General features: G+C 45.7%; 18 protein-coding genes and 1 pseudogene. 16 read left to right on the forward strand and 3 right to left on the reverse strand.

Translation table 11 applies throughout. The features are described from left to right. The 10 genes and pseudogenes from HUS62_RS18375 to HUS62_RS18420 all read left to right on the forward strand — a co-directional run. On the forward strand, positions 1–205 hold a 205-nt coding region (locus HUS62_RS18375; RefSeq protein ID WP_220095069.1), incomplete at its 5' end, for a hypothetical protein. Between the two features lies 1 nt (position 206). Next, positions 207–2,858, forward strand: coding sequence for a DEAD/DEAH box helicase (locus tag HUS62_RS18380; RefSeq protein ID WP_175080724.1), 2,652 nt, complete (start codon positions 207–209; stop codon positions 2,856–2,858). Between the two features lie 96 nt (positions 2,859–2,954). Beyond that, positions 2,955–6,836, forward strand: coding sequence for a hypothetical protein (locus HUS62_RS18385; RefSeq protein WP_175080725.1), 3,882 nt, complete (start codon positions 2,955–2,957; stop codon positions 6,834–6,836). Continuing rightward, positions 6,836–9,262 (forward strand): hypothetical protein, encoded by a 2,427-nt coding sequence (locus HUS62_RS18390; protein WP_022609800.1) that lies wholly within the window; start codon positions 6,836–6,838, stop codon positions 9,260–9,262. Before HUS62_RS18385 ends, HUS62_RS18390 begins: the two co-directional genes overlap by 1 nt. A gap of 71 nt (positions 9,263–9,333) precedes the next feature. Next, on the forward strand, positions 9,334–10,515 hold the full coding sequence (locus HUS62_RS18395; protein ID WP_022609801.1) for a DUF4268 domain-containing protein: 1,182 nt from the start codon (positions 9,334–9,336) through the stop codon (positions 10,513–10,515). Positions 10,516–10,671: 156 nt separating this feature from the next. Then, positions 10,672–12,821, forward strand: a pseudogene (gene mobH, locus HUS62_RS18400) (MobH family relaxase). Positions 12,822–12,869: 48 nt separating this feature from the next. Continuing rightward, a complete protein-coding gene (gene traD, locus HUS62_RS18405) occupies positions 12,870–14,690 on the forward strand; it encodes a conjugative transfer system coupling protein TraD (RefSeq protein ID WP_024008839.1) in 1,821 nt (606 codons plus the stop codon). A gap of 9 nt (positions 14,691–14,699) precedes the next feature. Next, positions 14,700–15,260: a conjugative transfer protein gene (locus tag HUS62_RS18410; RefSeq protein WP_175080726.1), complete on the forward strand. Its 561-nt coding sequence runs from the start codon at positions 14,700–14,702 to the stop codon at positions 15,258–15,260. Next, positions 15,247–15,882 carry a DUF4400 domain-containing protein gene (locus HUS62_RS18415; protein WP_175080727.1) on the forward strand — a complete coding sequence of 212 codons (636 nt, stop codon included), beginning with the start codon at positions 15,247–15,249 and terminating at the stop codon, positions 15,880–15,882. The genes HUS62_RS18410 and HUS62_RS18415 overlap by 14 nt, the downstream gene beginning before the upstream one ends. Positions 15,883–16,035: 153 nt before the next feature. Beyond that, positions 16,036–17,142 (forward strand): Fic family protein, encoded by a 1,107-nt coding sequence (locus HUS62_RS18420; protein ID WP_175080743.1) that lies wholly within the window; start codon positions 16,036–16,038, stop codon positions 17,140–17,142. Positions 17,143–17,343: 201 nt separating this feature from the next. Here HUS62_RS18420 and HUS62_RS18425 read toward each other — a convergent pair whose 3' ends face one another. Further along, a complete protein-coding gene (locus tag HUS62_RS18425) occupies positions 17,344–17,634 on the reverse strand; it encodes a HigA family addiction module antitoxin (protein ID WP_175080728.1) in 291 nt (96 codons plus the stop codon). A gap of 233 nt (positions 17,635–17,867) precedes the next feature. Here HUS62_RS18425 and traL point away from each other — a divergent pair, with 233 nt between their 5' ends. The 6 genes from traL (at position 17,868) to traA (ending at position 21,974) form a co-directional block, all read left to right on the forward strand. Next, positions 17,868–18,149, forward strand: coding sequence for a type IV conjugative transfer system protein TraL (gene traL / locus HUS62_RS18430; RefSeq protein WP_175080729.1), 282 nt, complete (start codon positions 17,868–17,870; stop codon positions 18,147–18,149). After that, complete coding sequence (locus HUS62_RS18435; protein ID WP_175080730.1) at positions 18,146–18,772, forward strand: TraE/TraK family type IV conjugative transfer system protein; 627 nt, start codon at positions 18,146–18,148, stop codon at positions 18,770–18,772. The genes traL and HUS62_RS18435 overlap by 4 nt, the downstream gene beginning before the upstream one ends. Then, positions 18,756–19,652, forward strand: coding sequence for a type-F conjugative transfer system secretin TraK (locus HUS62_RS18440; RefSeq protein WP_175080744.1), 897 nt, complete (start codon positions 18,756–18,758; stop codon positions 19,650–19,652). The genes HUS62_RS18435 and HUS62_RS18440 overlap by 17 nt, the downstream gene beginning before the upstream one ends. A gap of 2 nt (positions 19,653–19,654) precedes the next feature. Beyond that, positions 19,655–20,944, forward strand: a complete 1,290-nt coding sequence (locus HUS62_RS18445; RefSeq protein ID WP_175080731.1) for a TraB/VirB10 family protein — start codon at positions 19,655–19,657, stop codon at positions 20,942–20,944. Between the two features lie 74 nt (positions 20,945–21,018). Continuing rightward, the gene (gene traV, locus HUS62_RS18450; RefSeq protein WP_175080732.1) at positions 21,019–21,591 is read left to right on the forward strand and encodes a type IV conjugative transfer system lipoprotein TraV; all 573 of its coding nucleotides are present in this window, start codon (positions 21,019–21,021) and stop codon (positions 21,589–21,591) included. Beyond that, a complete protein-coding gene (traA, locus tag HUS62_RS18455) occupies positions 21,588–21,974 on the forward strand; it encodes a TraA family conjugative transfer protein (protein WP_143692912.1) in 387 nt (128 codons plus the stop codon). The genes traV and traA overlap by 4 nt, the downstream gene beginning before the upstream one ends. Before the next feature lie 64 nt (positions 21,975–22,038). Here traA and HUS62_RS18460 read toward each other — a convergent pair whose 3' ends face one another. Together HUS62_RS18460 and abiEi are read right to left on the reverse strand one after the other, a co-directional pair. Continuing rightward, positions 22,039–22,959 (reverse strand): nucleotidyl transferase AbiEii/AbiGii toxin family protein, encoded by a 921-nt coding sequence (locus HUS62_RS18460; RefSeq protein WP_175080733.1) that lies wholly within the window; start codon positions 22,957–22,959, stop codon positions 22,039–22,041. After that, positions 22,949–23,485, reverse strand: coding sequence for a type IV toxin-antitoxin system AbiEi family antitoxin (gene abiEi, locus HUS62_RS18465; protein WP_007105006.1), 537 nt, complete (start codon positions 23,483–23,485; stop codon positions 22,949–22,951). The genes HUS62_RS18460 and abiEi overlap by 11 nt, the downstream gene beginning before the upstream one ends. Positions 23,486–23,701 lie beyond the last annotated feature (216 nt).

The raw sequence follows: 23,701 nt of genomic DNA on the forward strand, positions 1-23,701 counted from the left end.
TAGTGACAATGTGGGCGTTATTAGATCAGAAAAGAGGCGGATGTTAAAGCCTTTTTACAAAGTGCGATCCCGCCGTGACAATGCCACGAAGAAGCGCACCATTGTTTTTGCTGTCGCGAAGTTTATGAGCCAGAAGGACTTAACTGAAAAGCGCATTGAGTTTTGCCAGTTGCCTTACGCTATCCATCGTATTATGGGGGCGTAACATGGAGTTAAAAGACTACCAAAACGGTGTGTTGGATAAACTGGACTATTACTTAAAAAAGCTGGCCGACACCAAGGAAGAAGCGGAAGACTTTGTTGCATTTCAGAAAATGAAAGGCAAAGAGGCCCGCTTAACCGATTACGCCAAAGATACGTGGGAAGCTCTGGTACAGGAGCGCCGTATTGACCTACTTAAAGACAAAAGCGGTCACCTAGTGCCTGCGCCTTATATCACAAGATTTGATGGCTTAGAGCGGCCAATTCCTAATGTATGCCTGAAAGTACCGACGGGTGGTGGTAAAACCTTACTTGGTGTTGCTGCGGTTGAGCGCCTGCAAACGGATTTGTTTACGCAACAAACTGGTATGGTGCTGTGGGTAGTGCCGTCGGATGCCATTTACAAGCAAACCTGGAAACAGTTGGCCAATCGTGAGCATCCGTATCGACAAATGCTAGAGCGTGCTTCGGGTGGGCGCGTAAAAGTGCTCGAAAAGAACGATGCATTTACCAAGCGGGATACCGACGAAAACCTGTGCGTTATGTTGTTGATGCTGCAATCCAGTGCGCGTCAATCCAAAGAAACCTTGCGCATGTTCCGCGATAGCGGGCGATTTACCACTTTCTTCCCGATTGAAGATGACACCACAGCCAATGAGGCGCTATTGAGCAGTATTCGCAATCTAGATTGTAACGATCTATCCGATTACGGTTGGCAAGAAGGCATAGCCCCAGGCTCAGTGTCAGTTAAACAAAGCTTAGGCAATGTGTTACGCATGGTTCGCCCAGTGATTATTGTGGATGAGGGGCATAAAGCCTATAGCGAAACCGCAAGAGAAACCCTGTGTGGCTTTAACCCTAAGTTTATTCTTGAGCTCTCGGCCACACCTAACGCAAACGGCAAGCATCACTCAAATGTACTGGTGAACGTGTCTGGGCAAGCGTTGAAAGATGAGCAAATGATTAAGTTACCCATCAACTTAATCAACGAAGACAAAAGTGAGTGGAAGCATACCTTGTCGCTTGCGCACGCTAAACTGGCAGAGCTTGAACAGGATGCCGGGCAGCTTCAAAACGAAACCGGTCGCTATATTCGGCCCATCATGCTGATCCGAGTTGAGCGCACAGGTAAAGACCAACGAGATTCAGCCTTTGTGCATGCGGAAGACGCCCGTGAGTATTTGATAGAAAAACTGGGCGTAAATGAAAATGAAATTCGCCTGAAAACGTCTGACAAAGACGAGTTGGGTGATGATGATTTGCTCAGCGAAATGTGCCCTGTTAAATACATCATCACAAAGGATGCGCTACGTGAAGGTTGGGATTGCCCCTTTGCTTATGTGTTAACCGTGTTGTCTAAAATGACCGCAAAAACGGCAATCACCCAAATGATTGGCCGGGTACTCCGTCAACCACATGCGCGATTGACGCAAAAACCAAGTTTAGATGAGTGTTATGTCTACACCTTTGATCAGGATGTGATGGAAGCCGTCGCCGGTGTTAAGCAAGGTTTAGAAGAAGAAGGTATGGGGGATGTGGCGAATCAGGTTAAAGCCTCAGAAGCCAATAAACCCGCCGCGGTAGTGAGCAAAGAAACCTTATTGCGTAGAGAGCGTTTTCGTAACCTACCGAAAATATTCTTGCCTCGGGTTTTACACCGTGATGCAGGGTACAAAGATGGCTACCGTTTGTTTGACTATGAACGGGATGTGCTGGGTGACCTAGATTGGGAATCGCTGTCTTATTTGAATGCTGATAACTTCCAGCTAGTGGACGACAAGTTACAGCGCACGATTGCCCGTATCGACTACAAAATGTCAAAGGATAACCAAGGCGAATTGGACTTGGCCGATCCGGTTCACGAGAACATCGAGTTTGACCCGAATGCAGGCCTGGATATCTCGTTTATGGTAAGGCAGCTCACCGATGTTATTCCAAATCCATGGCAAGCCATGCGGGTATTAACGCACACGTTAGACATCTTGCGTGGTAATGGCGTTTCTGAGGAGGCTTTGTTTACTAACCGCCTTGAACTACTCAAAGAGATGAAGCGCGACGTTAAACAACAGGTCGCGCAATTATCGGAGCAAATCTTCAGATCTAAGTTGGACAAGGGTGATATTTCCCTACGTCTACTCGCTTCAGATAACAAGAAGCTAAATTGGGAACTGGCGCAAACCCTAGAGGTTAATGTCAGTGAGCATGAGCAGGTGCTTCGCCGCAAGGATGGATCTGAACTCGAAAAAAGCTTGTTCGAAAAGGTCTATCAAAATGGGCTGAACAATTTAGAGCGCGACACAGCTTGGTATTTGGATAAGCAAGAGTCTGTGTATTGGTGGCATCGTATTGCAGTAAATCAACGTGAATACAGCCTGCAAGGCTGGCAAAAACAAAAGGTTTACCCTGACTTGTTGGTGTGCGTCGAACAGCCAAACTCTGGCAGTTACCGCTTCTCTGTACTGGAAACCAAGGGTGAGCATTTAAAAGGAAACGATGATACTGAGTACAAACGCCGATTGTTTGAGCTATTAACTGAGCACGTCAAGACGGCGGTAGATGCTGGCGAACTTACGTTGGAAGCAGCGTCGGGTGGTATGTCGTTCAAAATGCTTATGGAAGACAGTTGGTCACAAGAGATTGTGCCTGAATTGAATTAATGAGTCATTTGTTGGTGTTGTGTTGTCTCCAACCTTGTCGCCCCTTCTAAAAGAGGGGCGAAACTCAAAAGGAATATCAAGTTAACGAGGATTTAGATGAGTCAGCCAATACCGACTTCTTATAATCAAATCATTGCGCATACGATTGAACAGGCGCTTGCCCTATCGGTGAATGCAAAGAGCGAAAATGCTATTGCTGGCTTTTGTCAGTTACAAGGCCCAACAGGCGGGGGCAAAAGTAGTTCGCTTTATCGTAGTCCAGACGGGAAAATTCCAGCAAGCCTTGAGTTTATAAAATCCAAAGGGTTGCAGGCCATATTGGTCACCCATCGCTGGAACATCCTGCATGACATTTATGAAAGTGCCACAAGTGCAAAAGACAGCTCAGGTAATCCACTGCTCGTTAGTATCCTTTATGCTCAGGATGAAACTGTTGTTAGTGCGGTTTCTCAAAGGGCACTGCCACACGAACAAGGCGTTCAAAAGTCTGACTTGCCCGATCCTTATAAGGCCATTGAGGACATCCATGGTTTAGGAGTGTTTCGTTCTAATGCTGATAAAGAGGCTCTCGTTCGTGCTTGCCACAACGTTGCTGCCATTGCCCGTAATGTTGAGTACAAAAAGAAAAATCCTGATTCGATGGGCGTCTTACTCGAACGAGAAGAGCAGGAACTAAGAAAACTGTGTGGCTTTGTCGAGCGCACACTACTTGGGTGCATGTCGTCCTTAGAGAAGGCCGTGAAGTATGCCAGTAAGCACCATGGCAAGACGCATGAACTCACAGCGCAAGCAAAAGAAAAGCTTCGTTTATATAGAGAAAATAAATGGGTGCGTCGAATTTTCCCGGCGATTGCCTGGCACGATGATAAGCAACATTTGCTGGTGTTAACGACGCAGAAGCTGTTCGCTTCCTTTTACGACGGTAAACAGAAAGTCAGAATGTCGAGCGGCCAACTGGCCGGAAAAGTAGTATTTGTTGACGAGTTTGATTACCAAGCGGACATTCTACAGACGTTACTTGCCCAGTCTCAAATGGTGCAAGAGCCGCCTGAGTGTATTGGTCAATTACTTGAAGGGGGCAAGCGTCTTTTAGCGCGAATGCAGTTTGTTACTGCACAGCCTATACCTGAGCTTTACAGTGAGCTGAAACAGCTTATTGCGGAGCTAGAGGAGGATTTGACCAGCAAAGGTGTCGATCTCAATCAGTCTAGGGCGCTGGTAATCCCTTTAAAGCAGTATGAATCCGGTGTGCCGTTCGAAAAGAAATATCTGTTTCGCTCAGATCATTTAGTAACCAGTGAGCCTTTGCAATTACAGCAAAAACCTCACGGCTTTGAAGTGAAAAGTTATGGGCAAAGCGATGAAGCATCAGTTGATGTCGGTGATTTTTTGCGTGTGATGGAGAAATATATCAGACGCTTCAGTTTGCTATTGTCGCAGTTCGCAACCGATGAGTCCGAAGCCTATGAGTATCTCGTTCGGCTAAACCGATTGCTGTTTGATCCTGCGAATGACTATCGACCATCCTACTACAGCACAGCGTTACCCAGCTTATCGCTGTTCTCCTTGCCTCGCACTAGCTTGCCTGAGTTAGAAGCGCTGAGTAAATCAAATCGATTACCCAATACTCAGACGAATATGTTTGGCCTAACAACTTGGCTGTTAACCACGGATGAAGCCGAAGCGGATATTGACCCGCTGAGGATCAAGATTAAACGCGCACTATTGCCGACAACGCCTGAAGGGTTAATGGTTTCGTTATCGAGTCGAAACCTCGTTTTTGCACTATCCGCAACCTCTTATATCGAAAGAGGGATTGGTCATTTCGATATACGTTGGATTGAAAGTGCTTTGCGTTACGTGGCTCAGGCTCGCAACCCATACTGTACCGAGAGTTTTTTGGGCGATAGCTTTGAGCAGCGCCCCGAAGATTGGTTTAAGAAGCCAATTCCGTATTTACAAACTGACGAGGATAAGCAGCTGCAAATGGCAGTGATCCGATCGTTGGTTAAAGAAAAATCTGAAAAGCGTCGCTCGACACTGAAAACCACGATCCACGACTTTGATGATGCTATCAATGCGCCAGTTTTTCAGGAAGCAAAACTGCATTTGAACGCTGCATTTTTTGAGGCTGAGCACTCAGATTACAAGTATGAATACCGGCAGTCTGTGTTATTTAAATTACTGCACGTTCTACATTTGGCAGCGAATGAGCCACAACATAAAGGTCACCTGGCTTTTGTTAACTCAGTCAAATACCTTCGGAAATGGTTGATAAGTGATACCGCTGAAAACAGTAGGATGAGCGCGGATTGGCTTGAAATGGAGCGTTTAACCACTGGCGTATTGTCTTCTTTTGATGATGTGTTTATTCCTTTGGCTGTCAATGGTAAGCCCATGATGATTTGCTTGCTCAATGCTGAAGCACAAAAGCGAGAAGGATTTGAGCACGCATATCAAGCGGCGTTCGACTCTGGCCGTACCGTGGTGGTAATGACACAAACTGCATCCGCTACCAATGGCATTAATTTGGATTACTCCTTGCCTAACTCTCAAGGGCAGATGGATCTGACGTCGCTGTTTATTATTGAAAGTAAGCACTTTTACTTTTCACCATGGGATAGCAATGACGATGATGACGAAATGTCTCATGCTGGCTTTCAGCTCAGAAACTTAGAAAAATTAGTCAGGCGTTCAGAGTTTTCACGTAAGCAGCAGCGGCAATTTATTATGCCGTTAATGAATAACTCAGTCGCTAAAATCCAGGAGCTAAACAAGCTCTATAAAGCGACAAATGACTACGTTAAGAATCTTGCCGCTGACGTGCAGCAGCAAGTTGGTCGTATTGAACGTGCTTGGACGTATGTGCCCCATGTCGCCATTCATTTAAGCGATGATTTAGCAGGCCATCTTCGCAACTACGGCCAATTAACCGTTTGTACTAACAACCGAAATTGGGTTTCAAACCTTAATAATCAGCTGATTGATGATCTTACTCATTCCGAAGATGCATCGGTTTCCAACTTTCTTACCCTGTTGAAAACGCGATCCCAAGATGGCTCTGCTGCGGTAGATATTATTGATAACAAGTTAGTTTCCGCTATCCGAGATGCACGACAAGGTAAGGGTTGTATCGAAGATATTTCAGGACTTTGGCATGAACTAGGCCGCGCTGTATTGCAGCATGATCTCCAATGGATGCCGCATAACAATACGTTTGGCATTACTGAGCCTTTGTGTCGTTGGGCGTGCTTTGAACGGCCCAAGGAAACAAAGGTTACTGGTGAAATATGGTACGACCCAAAAAGTTGGCAGTTCTTTGAAAAGCGTGCAGCGGGATTGATCAAATATAACCCACAGACGCTTTATGAGGTTGTTAATCGGCAACCTGCTATTTCGGATTGGTTTAATCGTAAAGGTTTTCGAACGTCGTTTCAGCCGTTTGCCAACGACATTGAAGAGCAATTTGCATTTCATCCCGTTGTGATTCAGCGAATTTTACAAGGGCGTATTGGTGAGGAAGGTATTCGCGCACTGCTGAGTGACAAGCAGCTAGCCACTAAACAAGACGTCTACAACCATGAGTTGTTTGAATTATATGATTTTGAGATAGCAAACGCGGATGTTTTTGTTGATGCTAAATTTTGGTCTATAGCTGCACTGGAGCAGTCGGATGAAGGCTTTGAGCAATGGCTTGCTTCTGGTAAACGTCCTGAATTTGCGCCTTTGGGATTAATTAAGAAGCTGGAAAAGATCCGACAAATCCGTGGTGAAAATGCCATTTTGGTTATCGCGAACCTATTGACTGGTGAAGATTGTTCCTTATCGGGCTTTTCTGAAATGTTGGAGCCGGTAAAAATTGAAAATGCTTCAATCCTGTTTCTACCAGGTTGTTTGGTGAGCGATGGATATCAAATGACGTCTGGCTTTAAGTGGTTTTCGAAAATAGTTTGGCAGCGTATGGGGGAGCAAGGTTAATGGATAAAAATAAAGATTTGAGGAAGTTGCCGCTGTCTCATTTGGTTTATTTGAATAGCGAGGTTGATGCAGATAAAGCCAACAAATTTGTGGTTTATCACTATCCACTCATCAATAACAACTATCAGTGGAAAGAGAAGAAAGCCTGGGAAGAACGTATCGATGCTGAACTAGACAGTCGGCAGTTTGCCTATTTAATGAAAAAAAATGCTAATCAGTTTGGTCTCTATGTGGCTTTACAAAGTTCAAGTGATATTCCTCCATCTATTGTAGACGCTGAGTTGCAACCTATTACTCCCGTTCGAGTTGAATATTCACCAGTGTTAAATCCTGTGTGGATTCGACTAATGATGCGATCATTACGGGCTTTTGGCGGTCATTGTAAAGGCGCTTACAGTTTAGGTTGTCCGTTATTGAAAGTAGATAGCTGGGCTGGCGGTGTTAATGCGATCAGCCTAGATTGTAGAACTCAGCAGTTAAATGATGGTAATACCACTGAAATTGCTCTGTTCTATACCAATGTTCCATTAAGACCGTTATCTAATGATGATGATATAGATCGCATTAAGAAGCCTCTATGGGTCTATGACAAAAATAAGGTACTCGTCAGGTGGTATCCTGGCCATGAAAGAAAACCGAGAGGTACGCTGTTTAAAGAAATTGGAAAGAGTAAAAATTCACGGAAACAGCGTCCGTTTCTGGATCTTTCTACACCAACTAGGTTTGAGCAAAGTTGGCCTATGGTGTTAAAACCAGTGCAAGATGCGTTTATCTGTTTTGCGCGTGACTATGGTTTTGAACTTTCAGCTAAAACATTAAATCTCCAACCACTGTCGTTGAAAACAAAGCATAAGGCCAATAAGGCTAAGTCATCTTTCCCAAGCATCGAGATATCCGGTGAAATCAAGGTTATAGACCTAAGAGTTAATACCGTTGTTGCTTGTGAAGAAATCTTAGACTTATTTAAATCGCTCATTGCACAGAAAGGCGTCGATGTTTCGTGGGATTTACTAGATGGAATTGCGGTAAATGACTTTGAACGGATAAAGCTTGACCGTTCGGATCGCGTTTTGATTCTGCTTGATCAGGAAAAAGGTATTGAAGATGACCGTTATCCACTAACGAAGTCTTTAGTTGGACGGTGTGCAGTTCAACATATCAATGTTAATCCTCATGATGTAACGGGAGATCCAGTCGAAAAAAGGTTATTAATCGAGTCAAAAAGAGACGATGACCCGATAAAGCTATACGTTGCGTCTGAAGGTGGATATTACACCTACAACTACGAATTATTAGATACCAAGGCATACAAAGAAGCGATTATTAGAAAGCTTGAAGTGGTTCTTAAAGAGTTAGAGCTTAAACGTTTACTCATTGACGTAGACCGGCCTGTTTCTCAGGTTTTGCCATTGCAACGCGCCTGTTTAAATGAATCAACCATTGTCATTACTGATGGTTATTTGTTTACGGTTTCAAACGACAGGCCGGTGTTGATCCCCTTCGATCCCACTGATTCTGGTATGACTTTGAAAATAAATGAGTACCTCGCCAATTTCGAAACATCCGTAGATGATTTGCTCACTTTGATGAATGAGAAGTGGCCCTATAGTTATCGTCAGAATGTCGTAATGGATTACTACGGTACTGAAGTTGATAAACAACGACGATTTGCGGCAAGAATTACGCTTGTTTTGAGTAAGGATAAGGATTCACAAGTATCAATCATGATGCAAGATCCATCTTACGACCAAACGAATGTATTGCCACTGGGTATGGAAGATGCGCTTTCGGATTTAACCAAGAAACAGAAGCCTTATCCGTTGACGGATTGGGTTCTGCCAGATAGTGAAGTATTGCTCAATATTGTCAAAGAATTGAGTGATGATGGCGTGTTATCCAGCCAAAAGGCAACAATGCGATTTGAAAGTGAGTTACCCGAATTAGTTGAATTATGGCAAGAACAATTAGTTTCGCTTCATCAGCAAAATGAAACGAAGGTGACTTACTATCAGGTAAAAAAAGAGGTTATTCAGCGTTGGTTAGATAAGCGAGGAAAGAAAAAAGATACATCAATCAGCGGTAGTTTAGATACCTTGTTATCTCGATACTTTGATAAGCCTTTAAATGACATCAAACGCTGGATGAGTAACATTCCGGGTATTCAACGCATATGGTACGACAAAGAAAAGGGATATTTTGTTGTCGGTGGATTAACCTCTCCAAAAGCTCAGTTGATGAGACAGCCAAGCATCCGACAATGGCACACCTTGCAAGGTGAATTGGACATCGAATTACTTGCTGATTTGCTAGATGTTGATTGGGTTCGTATGAATCAGCTTGCGGGTAACCCCTGCGTCACAACATTAATCAAGCGATGGAAAGAGATAAATCCCGAGTCTAGAGATGCGATTTTGCTCAGTTGCTAAATGACTTTATTAAATAATTCTGTAAATGAAATTGAAGCGATAAAAAATGCTAAGTAATAGGATAAATAACCATGTTCACGGTAAATCATCAAACCAACAGGATTAGTCCTGTTAGGGCAAAGAAGTTCAGTGAGCTTGGCTTTTCTGAGCGAAAACACCTTCAGGAATGGTTGGCGCATGAACCTTCTGCGCTGGGTGAAGAGTTATTAATTATTCAAAAGGAGTTCGATGGCTTTGATGATACCCGCGAACGCTTAGATTTACTTGCGCTAGATAAAGATGGCAACTTGGTTATCATTGAAAATAAACTGGATGACAGCGGTCGTGATGTGGTCTGGCAGGCGCTTAAATATGCCTCCTACTGCGCCAGTTTGACCAAAGCGCAGATAGTTGAAATCTACCAACAGTACTTGGATCGCTATGAACTTGTAACAGGAGAAGTTGACCCGTTAAATGGCCCCCAAGGTGCTGCACTTAATGCCAGTCAAAGAATTTGTGAATTTCTGGATGCGCCAGATCTGGATGAGGTCAAGCTCAATCTAGGTAACAGCCAGCGTATTATGTTGGTTGCGGCAAACTTTCGCAAAGAAGTGACCAGTACTGCACTTTGGCTCTTGGGGCAAGGCATTAGTATTGCTTGCTTCAAAATTACCCCTTATTCGTTGGGAGAGCAGCTACTCATCAATATTGACCAGATCATCCCCACGCCCGAAGCGAAGGAGCTGATGATCGGTATTAATGCTAAAGAAGCGGAAGAAAAAACGACCGAAGTGGTACTGAAAAACCGCCATACGGTGCGTCGCGAATACTGGGAGCGAGCCTTAGAGGCGTTTCAGAAAAGTCCGTGCCAGCTCTACAACAACATTAGCCCAAGTAAAGATCATTGGCTATCAGCAGGTTCTGGACTGAGTGGTTGTCCGTATAACCTGATTTTTCTGCAAAAAGAGCTTCGAGTTGAGCTTTGGATTAGCCGTGGAATTACCGAAGAGAATAAATATCTCTTTGATTCATTGCTTGGGTCCAAACAGGACATTGAACAAGTATTTGGTGCGGAGCTTGAATGGATGAGATTGGATGAAAAGAAATCTTGTCGTATTCAGTTTTCAACCAAAGCCGATGGCTTCAACAAAGATACGTGGCCCAATGCGGTTGCGTGGCACTTAGAGCAGATGACTAAGTTAGAAAAAGCTTTAAAAGGGCCGCTGCAAAAAGCGGCTGAAGCGCTAAAAAACAAACCGGCAGAGGTATCCTGATTCCCGTAAGCTGAATTTTAGTATTTCAACTCGCTTGTTTCATCGGGTGCTAAAAGACCTAAATACATTGTCTGCACATATAAGTATTAAATCTTTGAATCTAATTAGCCAGCAACACTAGATTGAACCTTCACACTATCGTGTCGGAGGTTCACTATGTTCAAAAACCTATTTTTTCAAACAAAAGCACTACCAGAGCTGTCATCTCAACTGGATGCAGAAATTCCACGCTACCCGCCATTCCTAAAGGGGTTGCCAGCTGCGTCCCCCGAGGATTTGCAGTCCACACAAGACGAGCTAATTGCCAAACTGCGCCAGGTACTTGGCTTTAACCTGCGTGATTTTCAAAGGCTAATTCAGCCCTGCATTGATCATCTGGCTGCTTATGTTCATTTGTTGCCAGCTTCTGAGCATCATCATCACAGTGGCGCTGGTGGTTTATTACGTCATTCGTTGGAAGTTGCTTTCTGGGCTGCACAAGCTGCTGAAGGGATCATCTTTGTTGCCAGCGGCACACCGGTTGAAAAAAAAGAGCTGGAACCAAGGTGGCGTGTTGCGGCCGCTCTTGGCGGTTTGTTCCATGATATTGGTAAGCCTGTTTCAGACTTGTCCATTACAGACGAAGATGGACGCTATCAGTGGAACCCTTTTTTAGAGACCTTATCCCAGTGGACCAGTAACAACAGCATTGAACGCTATTTCATTCGCTGGCGCGACGGACGGTGCAAGCGGCACTAGCAATTTTCAATTTTGGTATTAAACCGGGTGATGACACCTGAGTTGCTCGCCTGGTTAACCCAACCGGGCCCTGAAATTTTGCAAGCCATGCTGGAAGCAATTGGCAATACCGATCCAGAGCATGTCCTGTCCAAATTGGTCATTGAAGCTGACCAAACCAGTGTCCAGCGAGACCTGAAAGCTCAACGCATTTCCGTTGACGACAATGCCCTTGGTGTCCCAGTCGAACGCTATCTACTTGATGCCATGAGGCGATTGCTTGCCAGTTCCCAGTGCTGGTCAATCAGCGAGACGCCAGAGTCTGGGTACGAAAATCGAATCAATCAACCCATCTTTACCTGGTTTGGAAAAGCGCGGCTAAGGACATCATTGAGCTGTTGGCCAAAGACAAGATACCTGGCATTCCACGAGATCCCGATACCCTTGCGGACATCCTCATTGAGCGAGGATTGGCCACTAAATCCACCTCAAATGAGCGATATGAAAGCCTTGCCCCTGAAGTGCTGATCAAAGACGACAAGCCAATCTGGTTAGCCATGCTGCATATAGTTGAGGCCGATTTATTGTTCAGCTCGAATGTACCAAGTGGTGTGACACTGTTTAGTAAACCTGATTGGGAAGCAACACAGCAAACACAAGCAGAGCCTCAGAGTCGTTCTTGTGAGCAGCAAGGCTTGTCTGAAGCGTCATCATCAATTGAACTCAGCAATTCGGCTGAGTCGCCATCGACAAAATCATCCGAACAAGATGATGAACTTCGTCATGCCAGTGATGTTAATCACCTTCAGGCAACTGAAAATGTTCCGGGTGATGGATGCGAAAAGCCTAACGATTCAAACGATGCCGCTATCTCAAATAACGTAAGCCAGCAAAACGAAGCAACATTGAATCTCCCTGAATCTTTGGCGTGGCTCCCAGAGGCCAGCAGTGCGTTGGTTATGGTTGGTGAGCAAGTCCTGATCCGCTATCCCGATGCCGTAAGACATTGGTGTGCTCCCCGAAAACTGCTTGCTGAACTCAGTCAATTAGATTGGCTTGAACTAGATCCGGCAAACCCGACGCGTAAAGCCAGAACTGTGACTACAAATGATGGCGTTCAGGAGCAAGGGTTACTGCTGAAACTATCGATTTCTAAAGGGCTTACTTCACTGATTGACCTTCCCAAACAAGACGCAGAATCAGCGGCAGCAATTCAGAACGAAGAGGCTTCACAGCGTCCGAGTCGAACTGAGACAACCAATGCCCAAGCAAGAGAGCCCGCCAAAAGAGCGGAGCGTAAGCAAAAGCCGATTGCGCCCAATGCGAACTCAAGTACAGACCCCAAACACGCGCAGCGGCAACAGATGGTTAATTTTGTGAAAGATTTGCCCATCTTACTGACCGATGGCGATTACCCAGACGTGGATCATAGTGCCGATGGTATTCGCGTCACGATACAAACCTTACGCCAAGTCGCCAATGAGCATGGCATTCCAGCCGGACAGCTGCTTCGGGGGATCTCGGCCAGTGACCAATGCCAGTTTGATGAGGGGGAAACGGTTTTGTTTACCGCTCACGCTAAACGTTAATCCTTTTGAAATTAATCGGATTGCAAACGGTTATTTTGCGGAGCATGAATGAAAGAAAACGCATACGAGATGCCTTGGCGCACGAACTATGAAGCCATGGCAGCAGCAGGTTGGCTGGTCGGAGCAACTGGGGCAATTGCCGCAGAAATGCTGACTGAGCTACCACCTGAGCCATTTTGGTGGATGACAGGGATTTCCTCGGGCATGGCGTTGTATCGCCTGCCTGAGGCTTACCGTCTTTATAAGTTGCAGATGGGGCTAAAAGGCAAACCATTGGCATTTATGGAGCTGTCGCATTTGCAAAAGGTGATGGCAAAACATCCTGATGAATTGTGGTTAGGGTATGGCTTTGAGTGGGACCAACGTCATGCCCAACGCGCTTATGAAATCCTAAAAAGGGATAAGCAAACCTTGCTTAACCAAGGTCACGGCAAACAAATGGGTTCGACCTGGATTCATGGTGTTGAGCCCAAAGAAGAAGATGTTTACCAGCCAGTTGGTCACACTGAGGGGCACACCTTAATTGTCGGCACCACCGGTGCGGGAAAAACACGATGCTTTGATGCGATGATCACTCAGGCCATTTTGCGCAATGAAGCTGTGATTATTATTGACCCCAAGGGAGACAAAGAACTTAAGGATAATGCACAGCGAGCCTGTATTGCCGCCGGTAGTCCTGAGCGCTTTGTGTATTTTCATCCGGGGTTTCCAGAGCATTCAGTACGACTTAATCCCCTGAGGAACTTTAACCGGGGTACTGAAATCGCCAGCCGAATTGCGGCACTAATCCCATCCGAAACCGGTGCTGATCCATTTAAAGCCTTTGGCCAAATGGCACTGAATAACATAGTGCAAGGTTTGTTGCTTACGTCACAACGTCCTGATCTGAAAACACTGAGACGATTCTTGGAAGGTGGCCCAGAAGGCTTGGTAGTAAAAGCCGTCACAGCCTGGGGGGAGCAGGTGTATCCGAACTTTAGTGTGGAGATTAAACGCTTTACTGAAAAGGCCAATACCTTGGCTAAACAAGCCATGGCGATGCTGCTTTTTTATTACGAACGCATTCAGCCCGTTGCCGCCAATACCGATTTGGAAGGGCTATTGAGTATGTTTGAGCATGACAGAACCCACTATTCCAAGATGGTGGCTTCATTGATGCCGGTGCTCAATATGCTCACCTCAAGTGAACTAGGTCCATTGCTATCACCTATTGCAAACGATGTGGATGACAGCCGGTTAATTACGGATTCTGGCCGTATTATCAACAATGCCCAAGTGGCGTATATCGGGTTGGATTCATTGACCGACGCCATGGTTGGTAGCGCCATTGGTTCGCTGCTTTTATCCGATCTCACCGCCGTGGCCGGTGACCGCTATAACTATGGTGTTGAAAATCGTCCCGTAAATATCTTCATCGATGAGGCGGCTGAAGTCGTCAACGATCCCTTTATTCAACTGCTCAACAAAGGCCGTGGCGCAAAAATGCGTTGTGTGATTGCTACTCAGACCTTTGCTGACTTTGCCGCTCGTACAGGCAGTGAAGCTAAGGCTCGCCAGGTGTTAGGTAACATCAACAACTTGATAGCTCTTCGGGTGATGGATGCCGAAACGCAGCAGTACATTACTGACAATCTGCCAAAGACTCGGTTGCAGTACATCATGCAAACTCAAGGTATGTCGTCCAACTCGGACAGCCCCGCGTTGTTTACCGGCAATCATGGCGAGCGCTTGATGGAAGAAGAAGGTGATATGTTTCCACCGCAGTTATTAGGCCAGCTTCCCAATCTGGAGTACATCGCCAAGCTTTCAGGTGGCCGTGTGATCAAAGGCCGTATTCCTATTTTAACCAGCTCTACACAGGCAGCATAAGGAGTCTGTATGCATCATTCTGTCTGTCTGAAAATGACAACACTTACCAGTAAAGAAATGCTCGCTCAGTGGCAGCAACATAACCCTCAGTTCAAGGAAACCTTAAGACTGCTTGAAACCGACTGGCCTCATGCTTTGGCCTCGGTGTTTTGCTTGGCGGACTACTTAACGGATGCGTTCACGTTAGATGGCCATTCCATCTTTGATTTGTGTCTGTGTAATGGCTTGGGCAGTTATGAAGAAGTTAGTTGTGATGATGACAGTGTCCGACTGTGGCATTTCATTGAGGCATTGACCTGGACTGCCGCCAGTGCTTTAACGGGGATTCGCCTGCGTGATCCTGACCATTTCGAGTGGGCCGCCGTAGATGGTGTGTATTTCTACTCCTGGATTCGTAATCGTCCAAATCGGATGGCGTATTTGGCTGAAGGACGCATCGACGTGCGTTATGTCAGTGGCCATACGACGACAAAGCGGCTTCAACAAGTGATTAAAGCCCGGATTATGACGCCAACCGTTGCAGCCATGCTGACCCGAGTCGAAGAGGATGTTTGGCATGAGCAAGCATAAGTCGGTTTGGCTACTTTGTCTGGCGCTGATGCTGGAGATTATTGCCATTGGCGTGTTAGTGCCCGGTGATTGGACTGGCCGGGTCATTAGTAAAGAGAAGCAGATGATCCAAAACCAATTGGGCGCACAAACAAGCTATTGGATTGGTCAAACTAGCCATAGCTGGTATCAGTCATGGGTTGTGGATACGCAGATGGAGCAAACTGTGCGTGATTTTCTGATCCCCACTGAAGAGCAGCGACTGCGCTCTAAAGGGATGGAGAACATGGGAGGCTTTTGGTTTGTCTGGGTAGAAGACCGTATTCAGGCATTTTTTGATGTGTTGTACCAAGTGTTCACTCGATTTGCTTTGCTGATGGTCTGGTTGCCCTTTGCGCTTATTCTCATGTTACCGGCGCTGTGGGACGGCTTGATGACCTGGAAAATTAAGAAGACAACCTTTGATTTTTCGAGCCCTATCATTCACCGCTACAGCATGATCATCCTGGGCTCAGGCGTCATTTTGCTGTTTATGGGATTGTTTGCCCCGCTGGCTATTCCACCGGTGGTACTACCGTCGATGATCATCGGTTTAGCATTGATGGCAGGGTTGGCGTTAAGTCACTTGCAGAAGAAGATATGAGGCCTAGGTTAATGTCTACTAAGACAGGATGATAACATCGAAAGATGATATGAATATTCGCGTTTTTCACATCATGATTAGATGTGATTGTGAGCTTTATTCAAATCATGCTATGATTTGAATATGCTATTATTTAAATCAAAAGGCGACAAGATGTGGATCTGGCAACAAGCTGACTGGCCAAACTTTATCTGGGATGAAAAGGTTATTGACCCCAAGTTACGAGACATTCGCTTTCACCAAGGAATGTTGTTGGGCAAGATGTCGAGTCAACCTAAAGACCAAAAACAAAGTATGTTAGACACGCTATTGGCGAACATTATTCATTCGAGTGCCATTGAAGGTGAGAAGCTCAATGCTTTTTCTGTTCGCTCGTCGTTGGCTAATAAACTTGGTCTTTCTGAAGAAAAACCATTTCCAACCACTGAACGCACTGATGGCCTTGCAGAAATAATGCTAGATGCGGTGGAGAATTTAGACTCGCCGCTCTCACTTGAGAGAATATTACAATGGCATAAACGACTGTTTCCTGAAGGTTACACCATGTTTAATCCTGTGATAGGGGGGCAGTTACGCGGCGAAGAGCCTATGCAGGTAGTGTCGGGTAGGATTGATAAACCCACGGTGCATTTTGAAGCGCCGAGCCGAGATGTGCTTGAGTCCGAACTAGGCGTGTTTATTCGCTGGTTTAATGACTCTCGTGAGGACCCTGCTTTAGATCCATTGCTTAGAGCGGCGATAACACATCTCTGGTTTGTGACGCTCCATCCTTTGGATGACGGCAATGGTAGGATCACCCGCTTACTCACTGATTTGGCGCTGGCCCAGGCTGAGCGCCAATCTGTCCGTTTCTATGCAATGTCAGTGGCGATTCTAGCCAACCGTAAAAGCTACTACGAAATATTAGAGCAATCCCAGAAAGGTGAACTTGATATTACCGCTTGGCTTATGTGGTTTTTAAACACCTTAGGTGAAACATTCACCAATGTGCTCGAAGAAATCGACCAAACGGTTTTTAAAACAAACTTCTGGCGAAATGTCGATCAAACGCGACTGTCCTCGGAACAAGTAAAAGTGCTCAATCGAATGCTTGATGGAGATTTTGACCAAGGCATTAATACGTCGCAATACCATAAAGTGGCGAAAGTGAGTAAACCAACCGCATCTCGTCATTTAGCTGCGTTGGTCGAGCTTGGTTGCTTGGTAAAAAGTGAAGCCGGGGGGCGGAGCACTCGGTATAAACTGGCGCACGTGAGTTAAAAACACGAACATTGAGAGAATTACGCCAATATAACTAGCGACAATTTCAACTAGCTTAAGGTTTGCGTGTTCGAGCGATTTTGCGTGTAAGATTCCGTTCGATGAGAGCAAATTCGCGACTTAGCTTATGAAATTCTCTTGCAACACTAGGATTTTTAAGTGCTTTATCTTTCAATGTTTTTAGAGACATCAATTTTACCCCTAAGCTAGTTCATAAGATTGGACTTTCAGCGTTGTCTTTTGATTTCTGAGAGCTGATAAATCATAAGCATTTTGCAGGCGCAACCAGTGGTCAGCAGAGGGCTTAGCAAAAGCCAACTCCAAGCGCACGGCCATTTCAGGAGTTATTGCACCTCGTCCGTTCAATACATTGGATAGGGTTTTACGGCTTACATTTAAGTGTTCTGCAACATCGGTAATCGTCAACTCAAACGGCTCGATGATCAACTCTTTTAATATCTCACCAGGGTGAGCTGGATTATGCATAGTCATTAGTGATAATCCTCGTAGTTAACAATTTCCGCATTTCGTTCATTGAATCTGAATGTAACGTGCCAATTGCTGTGAACTAATTGTAACCCTTAAGGTTGCGATATCAATCTGATTGTAAGAGCAGAATCACCAAGCCACCTCAAAACCTTAAAGAATTCGGCATCTAGCTGACCACTGAAGCTGCCAATCCCGAGGCATCCTTCACTTCTCAATTCAAACAACGAGGAGTGACTATGGAACCTGTGAGTATTCCATCCTATATCGATGACCCGCCGCACTTCCTGCTTTGGAGTGCCGATGAGATGGCTCCCATTCTGTTGGGGCTAGTGATCGGCATTTTTACCGGTAATGCCTTGGTTTTATGCCTGTTGGGGTTGGTGACAACCAAGCTCTATCGGCGTTTTCGTGATGGTCGCCCGGATGGTTTGATTCTTCACGCCATCTACTGGGCCGGACTGTTGCCAACCAAAGCCAAGACGATCCCTAACCCATTTATCAGGAGCTATCTGCCGTGAAGTTCGACGTGTTTTTAAAATCATGGCAAGGCACGCAATTAGAGAACCGATGGCAACGGTTCCTGATTGCGGTGCTGGTGCTATCTAACTTGCTGCTTGCGGTTGCGGCATTTTCTCGCAATACCGTGGTAGCCATTCAACCGCCAACCTTGTCTGAAACGGCTGAAGTGTCACGAAACCAGGCTACTCAGCCTTACTTGGAATCCTGGGGGCTCTACCTGGCTGAGCTTATGGGCAACGTGACGCCGGGTAATGTGTCTTTTATCCGGGGTGCTATTGAGCCGCTACTTTCTCCAGCGGTGTACCAGCAAGTGGTCGATGCACTGGAGATTCAGGCAAGACAGATCCGTGAAGACCGAGTCACGCTCAAATTCCAACCCAGACAAGTGGAATACGAGTATGAAACCGGCCATGTCTTTGTGACCGGTTACTCCTTGGTTTCTGGGCCATCTGGAGATGAGCAGCGCCAAACTCGCACCTATGAGTTTGACATCGATATTGAGCAATACCATCCAAAACTTAGCTGGATGGATACGTATGAGGGGCAAGCTAGAACGAAGCGAGTTCGTGAAAAGTTGACCCAAGAGCAAAACCGGAGGGTGAATGATGCGAACCAAAATTAGTCGATGGATGACACCAAGCTTAATCGCAATTAGCTTGAGTGGCGTTCTGTTATCACAAGCGTCGTATGCAGACGTGGAATTACCGATTGTGCCAGCCAGTGTGATGAAGCAGTCTGCTACTGCAAATCCACCGGTTCAAAGCAATTCGGTTGCAGCGGATACGCCAACAACGCTACTGATGACACCGGGGGTTAATGAACTGATCCCTGTAGCACTTGGTCATCTGAATCGAATTGTGACGCCGTTTGAATCGCCTCAGGTGAGAACAACCAGTGATGCTCAGACGCAAATCAAGGGGAATGTTGTATATGTAGCCACGGACAAAGAATCACCGGTTTCACTTTACATCACTCCGCCTGGTCAGGAAGCGCCCGCATTATCTGTCACCTTAGTGCCTCGTCGTATTCCACCGCGTGAAATTACCTTAGCTATTGATGGTCAGCAGTGGCCTATTAAGGGCGTCGTGAACCGCAAAGCCGCCACTTGGGAAACAGCTCAGCCATACGTTGATAACCTACGAGACTTACTCAGACGCCTTGCATTAAATGAGTTGCCACAAGGCTATGACATCCGTTTGGCTGTCCAAACTGACATAAGCCCTAAATGTTTTCAGCCAGGCTTAAAGTTTGGTTTTAAGCAGGGGCAAATTGTGACGGGACATTACTTCACCGTCTATGTAGGACTGGTTGAAAGCTTTGCCGATGAGCCGATAGAAGCCAGTGAAATAGCCTGTCATGCACCGGATATAGTGGCAAGCGCCTACTGGCCTCGCAATATCTTGTTGCCGGGTGAAAAGACTGAGTTGTATGTGGTTGTTCGCAATCATCGTGAAGAAGCGGTGGAAAGTCAGCGACCTTCGCTTCTTGTGGGAGGTGAATAACGATGAAAGCACAATGGGAACAAATGAGCCCGAACATGAAGCGTGGCCTATCGGTTGCTGGTATTGCTGGTGGTCTCATTCTTATGGTGATGGTGTTTTCACCTAATCCTGATGATGGCTCAAGCAGTCGGAACCGACAGGAAACGATCCGGCACATTCTTACAGATACCAATACTCGTGATGTTGGGGTCGATAGTTTGGCTGCAAACGTAAAACTACTCAGTGAGCGCAACGAGCAGTTACGCCGTGAAGTTGAACGCTTGCGTCGTGACGTCGATTCAGGACGGCTAAACCCAGGTTCGCCTTCAATACCAAGTGAGGTTAATGCGGAGTTGGCTCGCCTTCGAGCGGAGCTTGATGATGTTCGCGCTGGAGGTGATTCAGTAGCTGAAGGCACAAATAGCCGGTTTGAAGTGCCTTTATCTGCCATGGAATTGCCTAAAGAAGAAAAGCCACTGCCGTCTAACCCAGACGACTATTTTGCCAATGCGCCGCTGCCAGATCCGCTCTATCAACAGCCAGTCAATGGTCAAGGGACACGAGCACGGGATGTTCCATTGCCGCCAATCACGATTCGTATGATTGAGCCTGAAGTGGTTGCCGAACCAGACGTTGTTGTGCAAGAAGCGCCGCCTTTGTATCTACCGGCGGGCAGCATCATCTCAGGTACTTTGATCACAGGTTTGGATGCTCCTACTCACGAGTCCGCAAGACGTGAACCTTTTCCTGCATTGCTGAGGATTCAAAAGGAAGCCATTTTACCCAACCGATTTAGAGCGGATATCAAAGAGTGTTTCTTGATCGCCGCAGGTTACGGTGATTTGAGCTCTGAGCGTGCGTATTTGCGAGGCGAGACCATTTCATGTGTGAGAGAAGATGGTGGCGTCATTGAAACGCGACTGGATTCTTATGCCGTGGGTGAAGACGGCAAAGCCGGTATTCGTGGCCGATTAGTGTCGAAACAAGGCCAGCTGGTGGCCAAATCGATGATGGCCGGATTCCTTCAGGGCTTGGCTGGCGCATTTGATGTGAATCCTGTACCAACGATTCAGACGGGTAATGCCGGTGATACTCAGCTGTACCAGCAAGTCATGAGCCAAGAAGCATTACAAGGCGCTGCGATTAAAGGCACTGGTAAAGCATTGGATCGAGTGGCCAAGTTCTATTTGGACATGGCTGAAAATATGTTCCCAGTCATAGAGGTAGACGCTGCAAGGAAAATTGAAGTCATCGTCACTCGTGGGGCCTCGTTGTCGTTGGCCACTTCACAAGGGGTAGGTGCAAGAAGATGAAAAAATCCTGCATGTTGCTAACCGATCGAAGTCCGTTTCAGACAATAAGATGTGTATCCAGAGGAGAGTGAATCATGACGACATCAATGCAGAACAACCCAAAGCACCAGTCAAAACAGTGGTCTAAAGCTGGATTACTTTTATTGGCAGTCGGCTCAACCTTATTGTCTGGCTGTAGTTCATTGGGTCTTGGGAGTAGTGAATATGGATGCCCAGGTATGCCTGACGGTGTGCGCTGTTTATCCGCTCATGAAGTCTATGAGCTTACCAGTAATGGCGCTGCACCCAAGACGATTGATGCTGTGGCGACTCGAATTGGTTCTCCCTCTGGGTATTCACAATCTGATTTAGAGACAGGACTGCTGAGCCATCCAGCATTACCCGAGACGCAGCAATCTGCACCTATTCGCATTCCTTCAAGGGTAATGCGGATTTGGATTGCGCCTTGGGAGGATGACCGTGGAGATCTGAATTTATCCAGCTACGTGTTTACCGAAATTGAACCGCGCCGGTGGGATATTGGGGTGTCAGCACCTCGAACAGTTTCGCCAGTGCTACGTCCACTTCAGACTCAAAGCGATTCAGCGTCAGCGGGAGCTGCTGGTAAGCGCGATAACTTGAGTATCTACGGAGAAACTAACGAATGACAAATGCAGTTCGCACCATTCAAACTCAGCGCCTAATGACCATTGGTGCGCTTGGTTTAATGGCGTTAATGATTTCGGAGCCCTCATTTGCGGGCACCGGTGGTGATGCTTTCACCGATGTGTGGGATACCCTAAAAGATTGGACCCAAGGTACTTTGGGACGGATCGTAGCGGGAGCCATGGTTCTGGTGGGTATTGTGGGCGGTATCGCTCGCCAAAGCTTGATGGCTTTTGCCTTGGGCATTGGAGGCGGTATGGGTCTCTACAATACGCCAACAGTCGTTGAAAGTGTCATGTCTGCAACTTTACCTGTTGTTGCCAGCACTCAAGAAGTCGTTGGCACAACAGTTCCAGCAATCAGCGCCGTCTTACTGGGCACCTGATAAACTCTATAGAGACCTTTAAAAGGTTTGGGTCTACAAAGTCACTGCTTTGTGGACCCAATTTTTACATTCTAAATTCATTATTTGTAACGTTGCCTAGTAACTCGTTACTCACAGTTTTAAATAGTTTCGCCAAAGTATTTTGCAGGTAAACTTGAAACTTATCCTGAGCTAGGGTTCTATCAAATACATCTGTTGGTAAGAAACGTTTCATTTCTGCAATGAACGCTTCACTAGACACAATATCAGGAAGTCGTTCGAGAAAGTTTTCCAACATTTTGTTGAAGTGCTCAAGTTTATAATCTGACACTTTGTTTTTAACTAAGTCCATATTGAGTGTCGCGCCTTGTTGCTGTAACCAAGCTAAATCCCATATATCTCGGTGGCGGACATACCTTGTAGTGGCAGGTAAAGAAATGATTTTATCCGCCATGACCTCATCCAAGCTTTCTGTCAGAATTAGCGTATCACTGTATCCATCAGGCAAAAAATCGTAGTTTATTTGAAGAGGTTGCGGCTCTCTTGTATAGGCTGGAATGTTTGCCACTTCTACTTTGATTTTTTGTTTTGGCAGATCTTTTCTCTCAGGAGAAGTCACTACCGCTATTTGCCACTTATCAATGCTCAATTCAGAATATTTAGGATCTTGCTTTAGATCCTTTGGTTCTTTTACTGTCACTTCAAGCCCGTATCGTTCGCCAATGTACTTTTCTATACAATATTTCATGTCTGCCAACATTGCTGAGCTGAAATCCTTCCCGCCAGCAAAATCCAGATCTTCGCTGAAACGATTGCCGCCATAACAAAGGCGCAATGAAGTGCCACCTTGAAAAGTTAGTTTGTCTAGAAGTCCACCTTTCTCTAGCGCAAATAAAATATCGTAGTGTAAGAGCTCTTTCTCTATCACTGAACGCATATGAGATACATTTTCAACTTGCATTGCTTTATTTACCAATTGCGCGAAATTTTCTTGATCAATTTTCATATAGCCCATCCTTGCTTACTAAATGTGTATTTCGGCCAACTCGTTTTAAGTCTCTGTATGCAGTTTGTTTCGTTGCTAACCTAAGCGGTCTGCCGACTAAACTGGTATTTTCTAAAATATCCATTGGATCTCGTTTCGTATGCGTAAATTCAATTGTACCCAAAGGTGTCTTGAATTCACCGGAACGTCCCGTTGTCATAACAGTTAAGCGATCTACTGGAATTTGCGAAATAACTCCAAAATCAGAAAGTGCAGACTCTAGGCTAATGTAGTTATATTCTCCACGCCGAATGGTTTTAGCAATTTGCTCCAACGTATCGCTGCCTTTCGACTGCGCTAAATTGTATAAGTACACACCATTAATGATACGGGTGAGTAAGCCATCGTCTTGCAAACGTTTAATTCCTGCACGCAATGCTCGTTCATTATCTTGATGAAAGATTTTCGCCAGATCTGAATTAGTAAAAACACAGCGACCACGCTTGTCGTATTCTAAGAGCTTTTTAATTGCCTCAGCCTTTTTCACAATACGCCTCTAGTTATCAAAGATGACACTTAAACATGTCATAAGTGTAGATTTAATCCTTGCGGAGTGCAAGTATACAATAACGACACTAAAAAATGTCAAACTTGTAAACTTGACTTCTGGGAGGAAAGGGCTTGGTTAGTTTACGCGGTGATGAAATTTAACACCCAGAGTGTGAAAAAGAGGATTTAGATAAACTAGATAAATTAGGGGAAG

It is taken from the genome of Pseudoalteromonas sp. 0303 (genome assembly GCF_013349995.1).
Classification (GTDB): domain Bacteria; phylum Pseudomonadota; class Gammaproteobacteria; order Enterobacterales; family Alteromonadaceae; genus Pseudoalteromonas.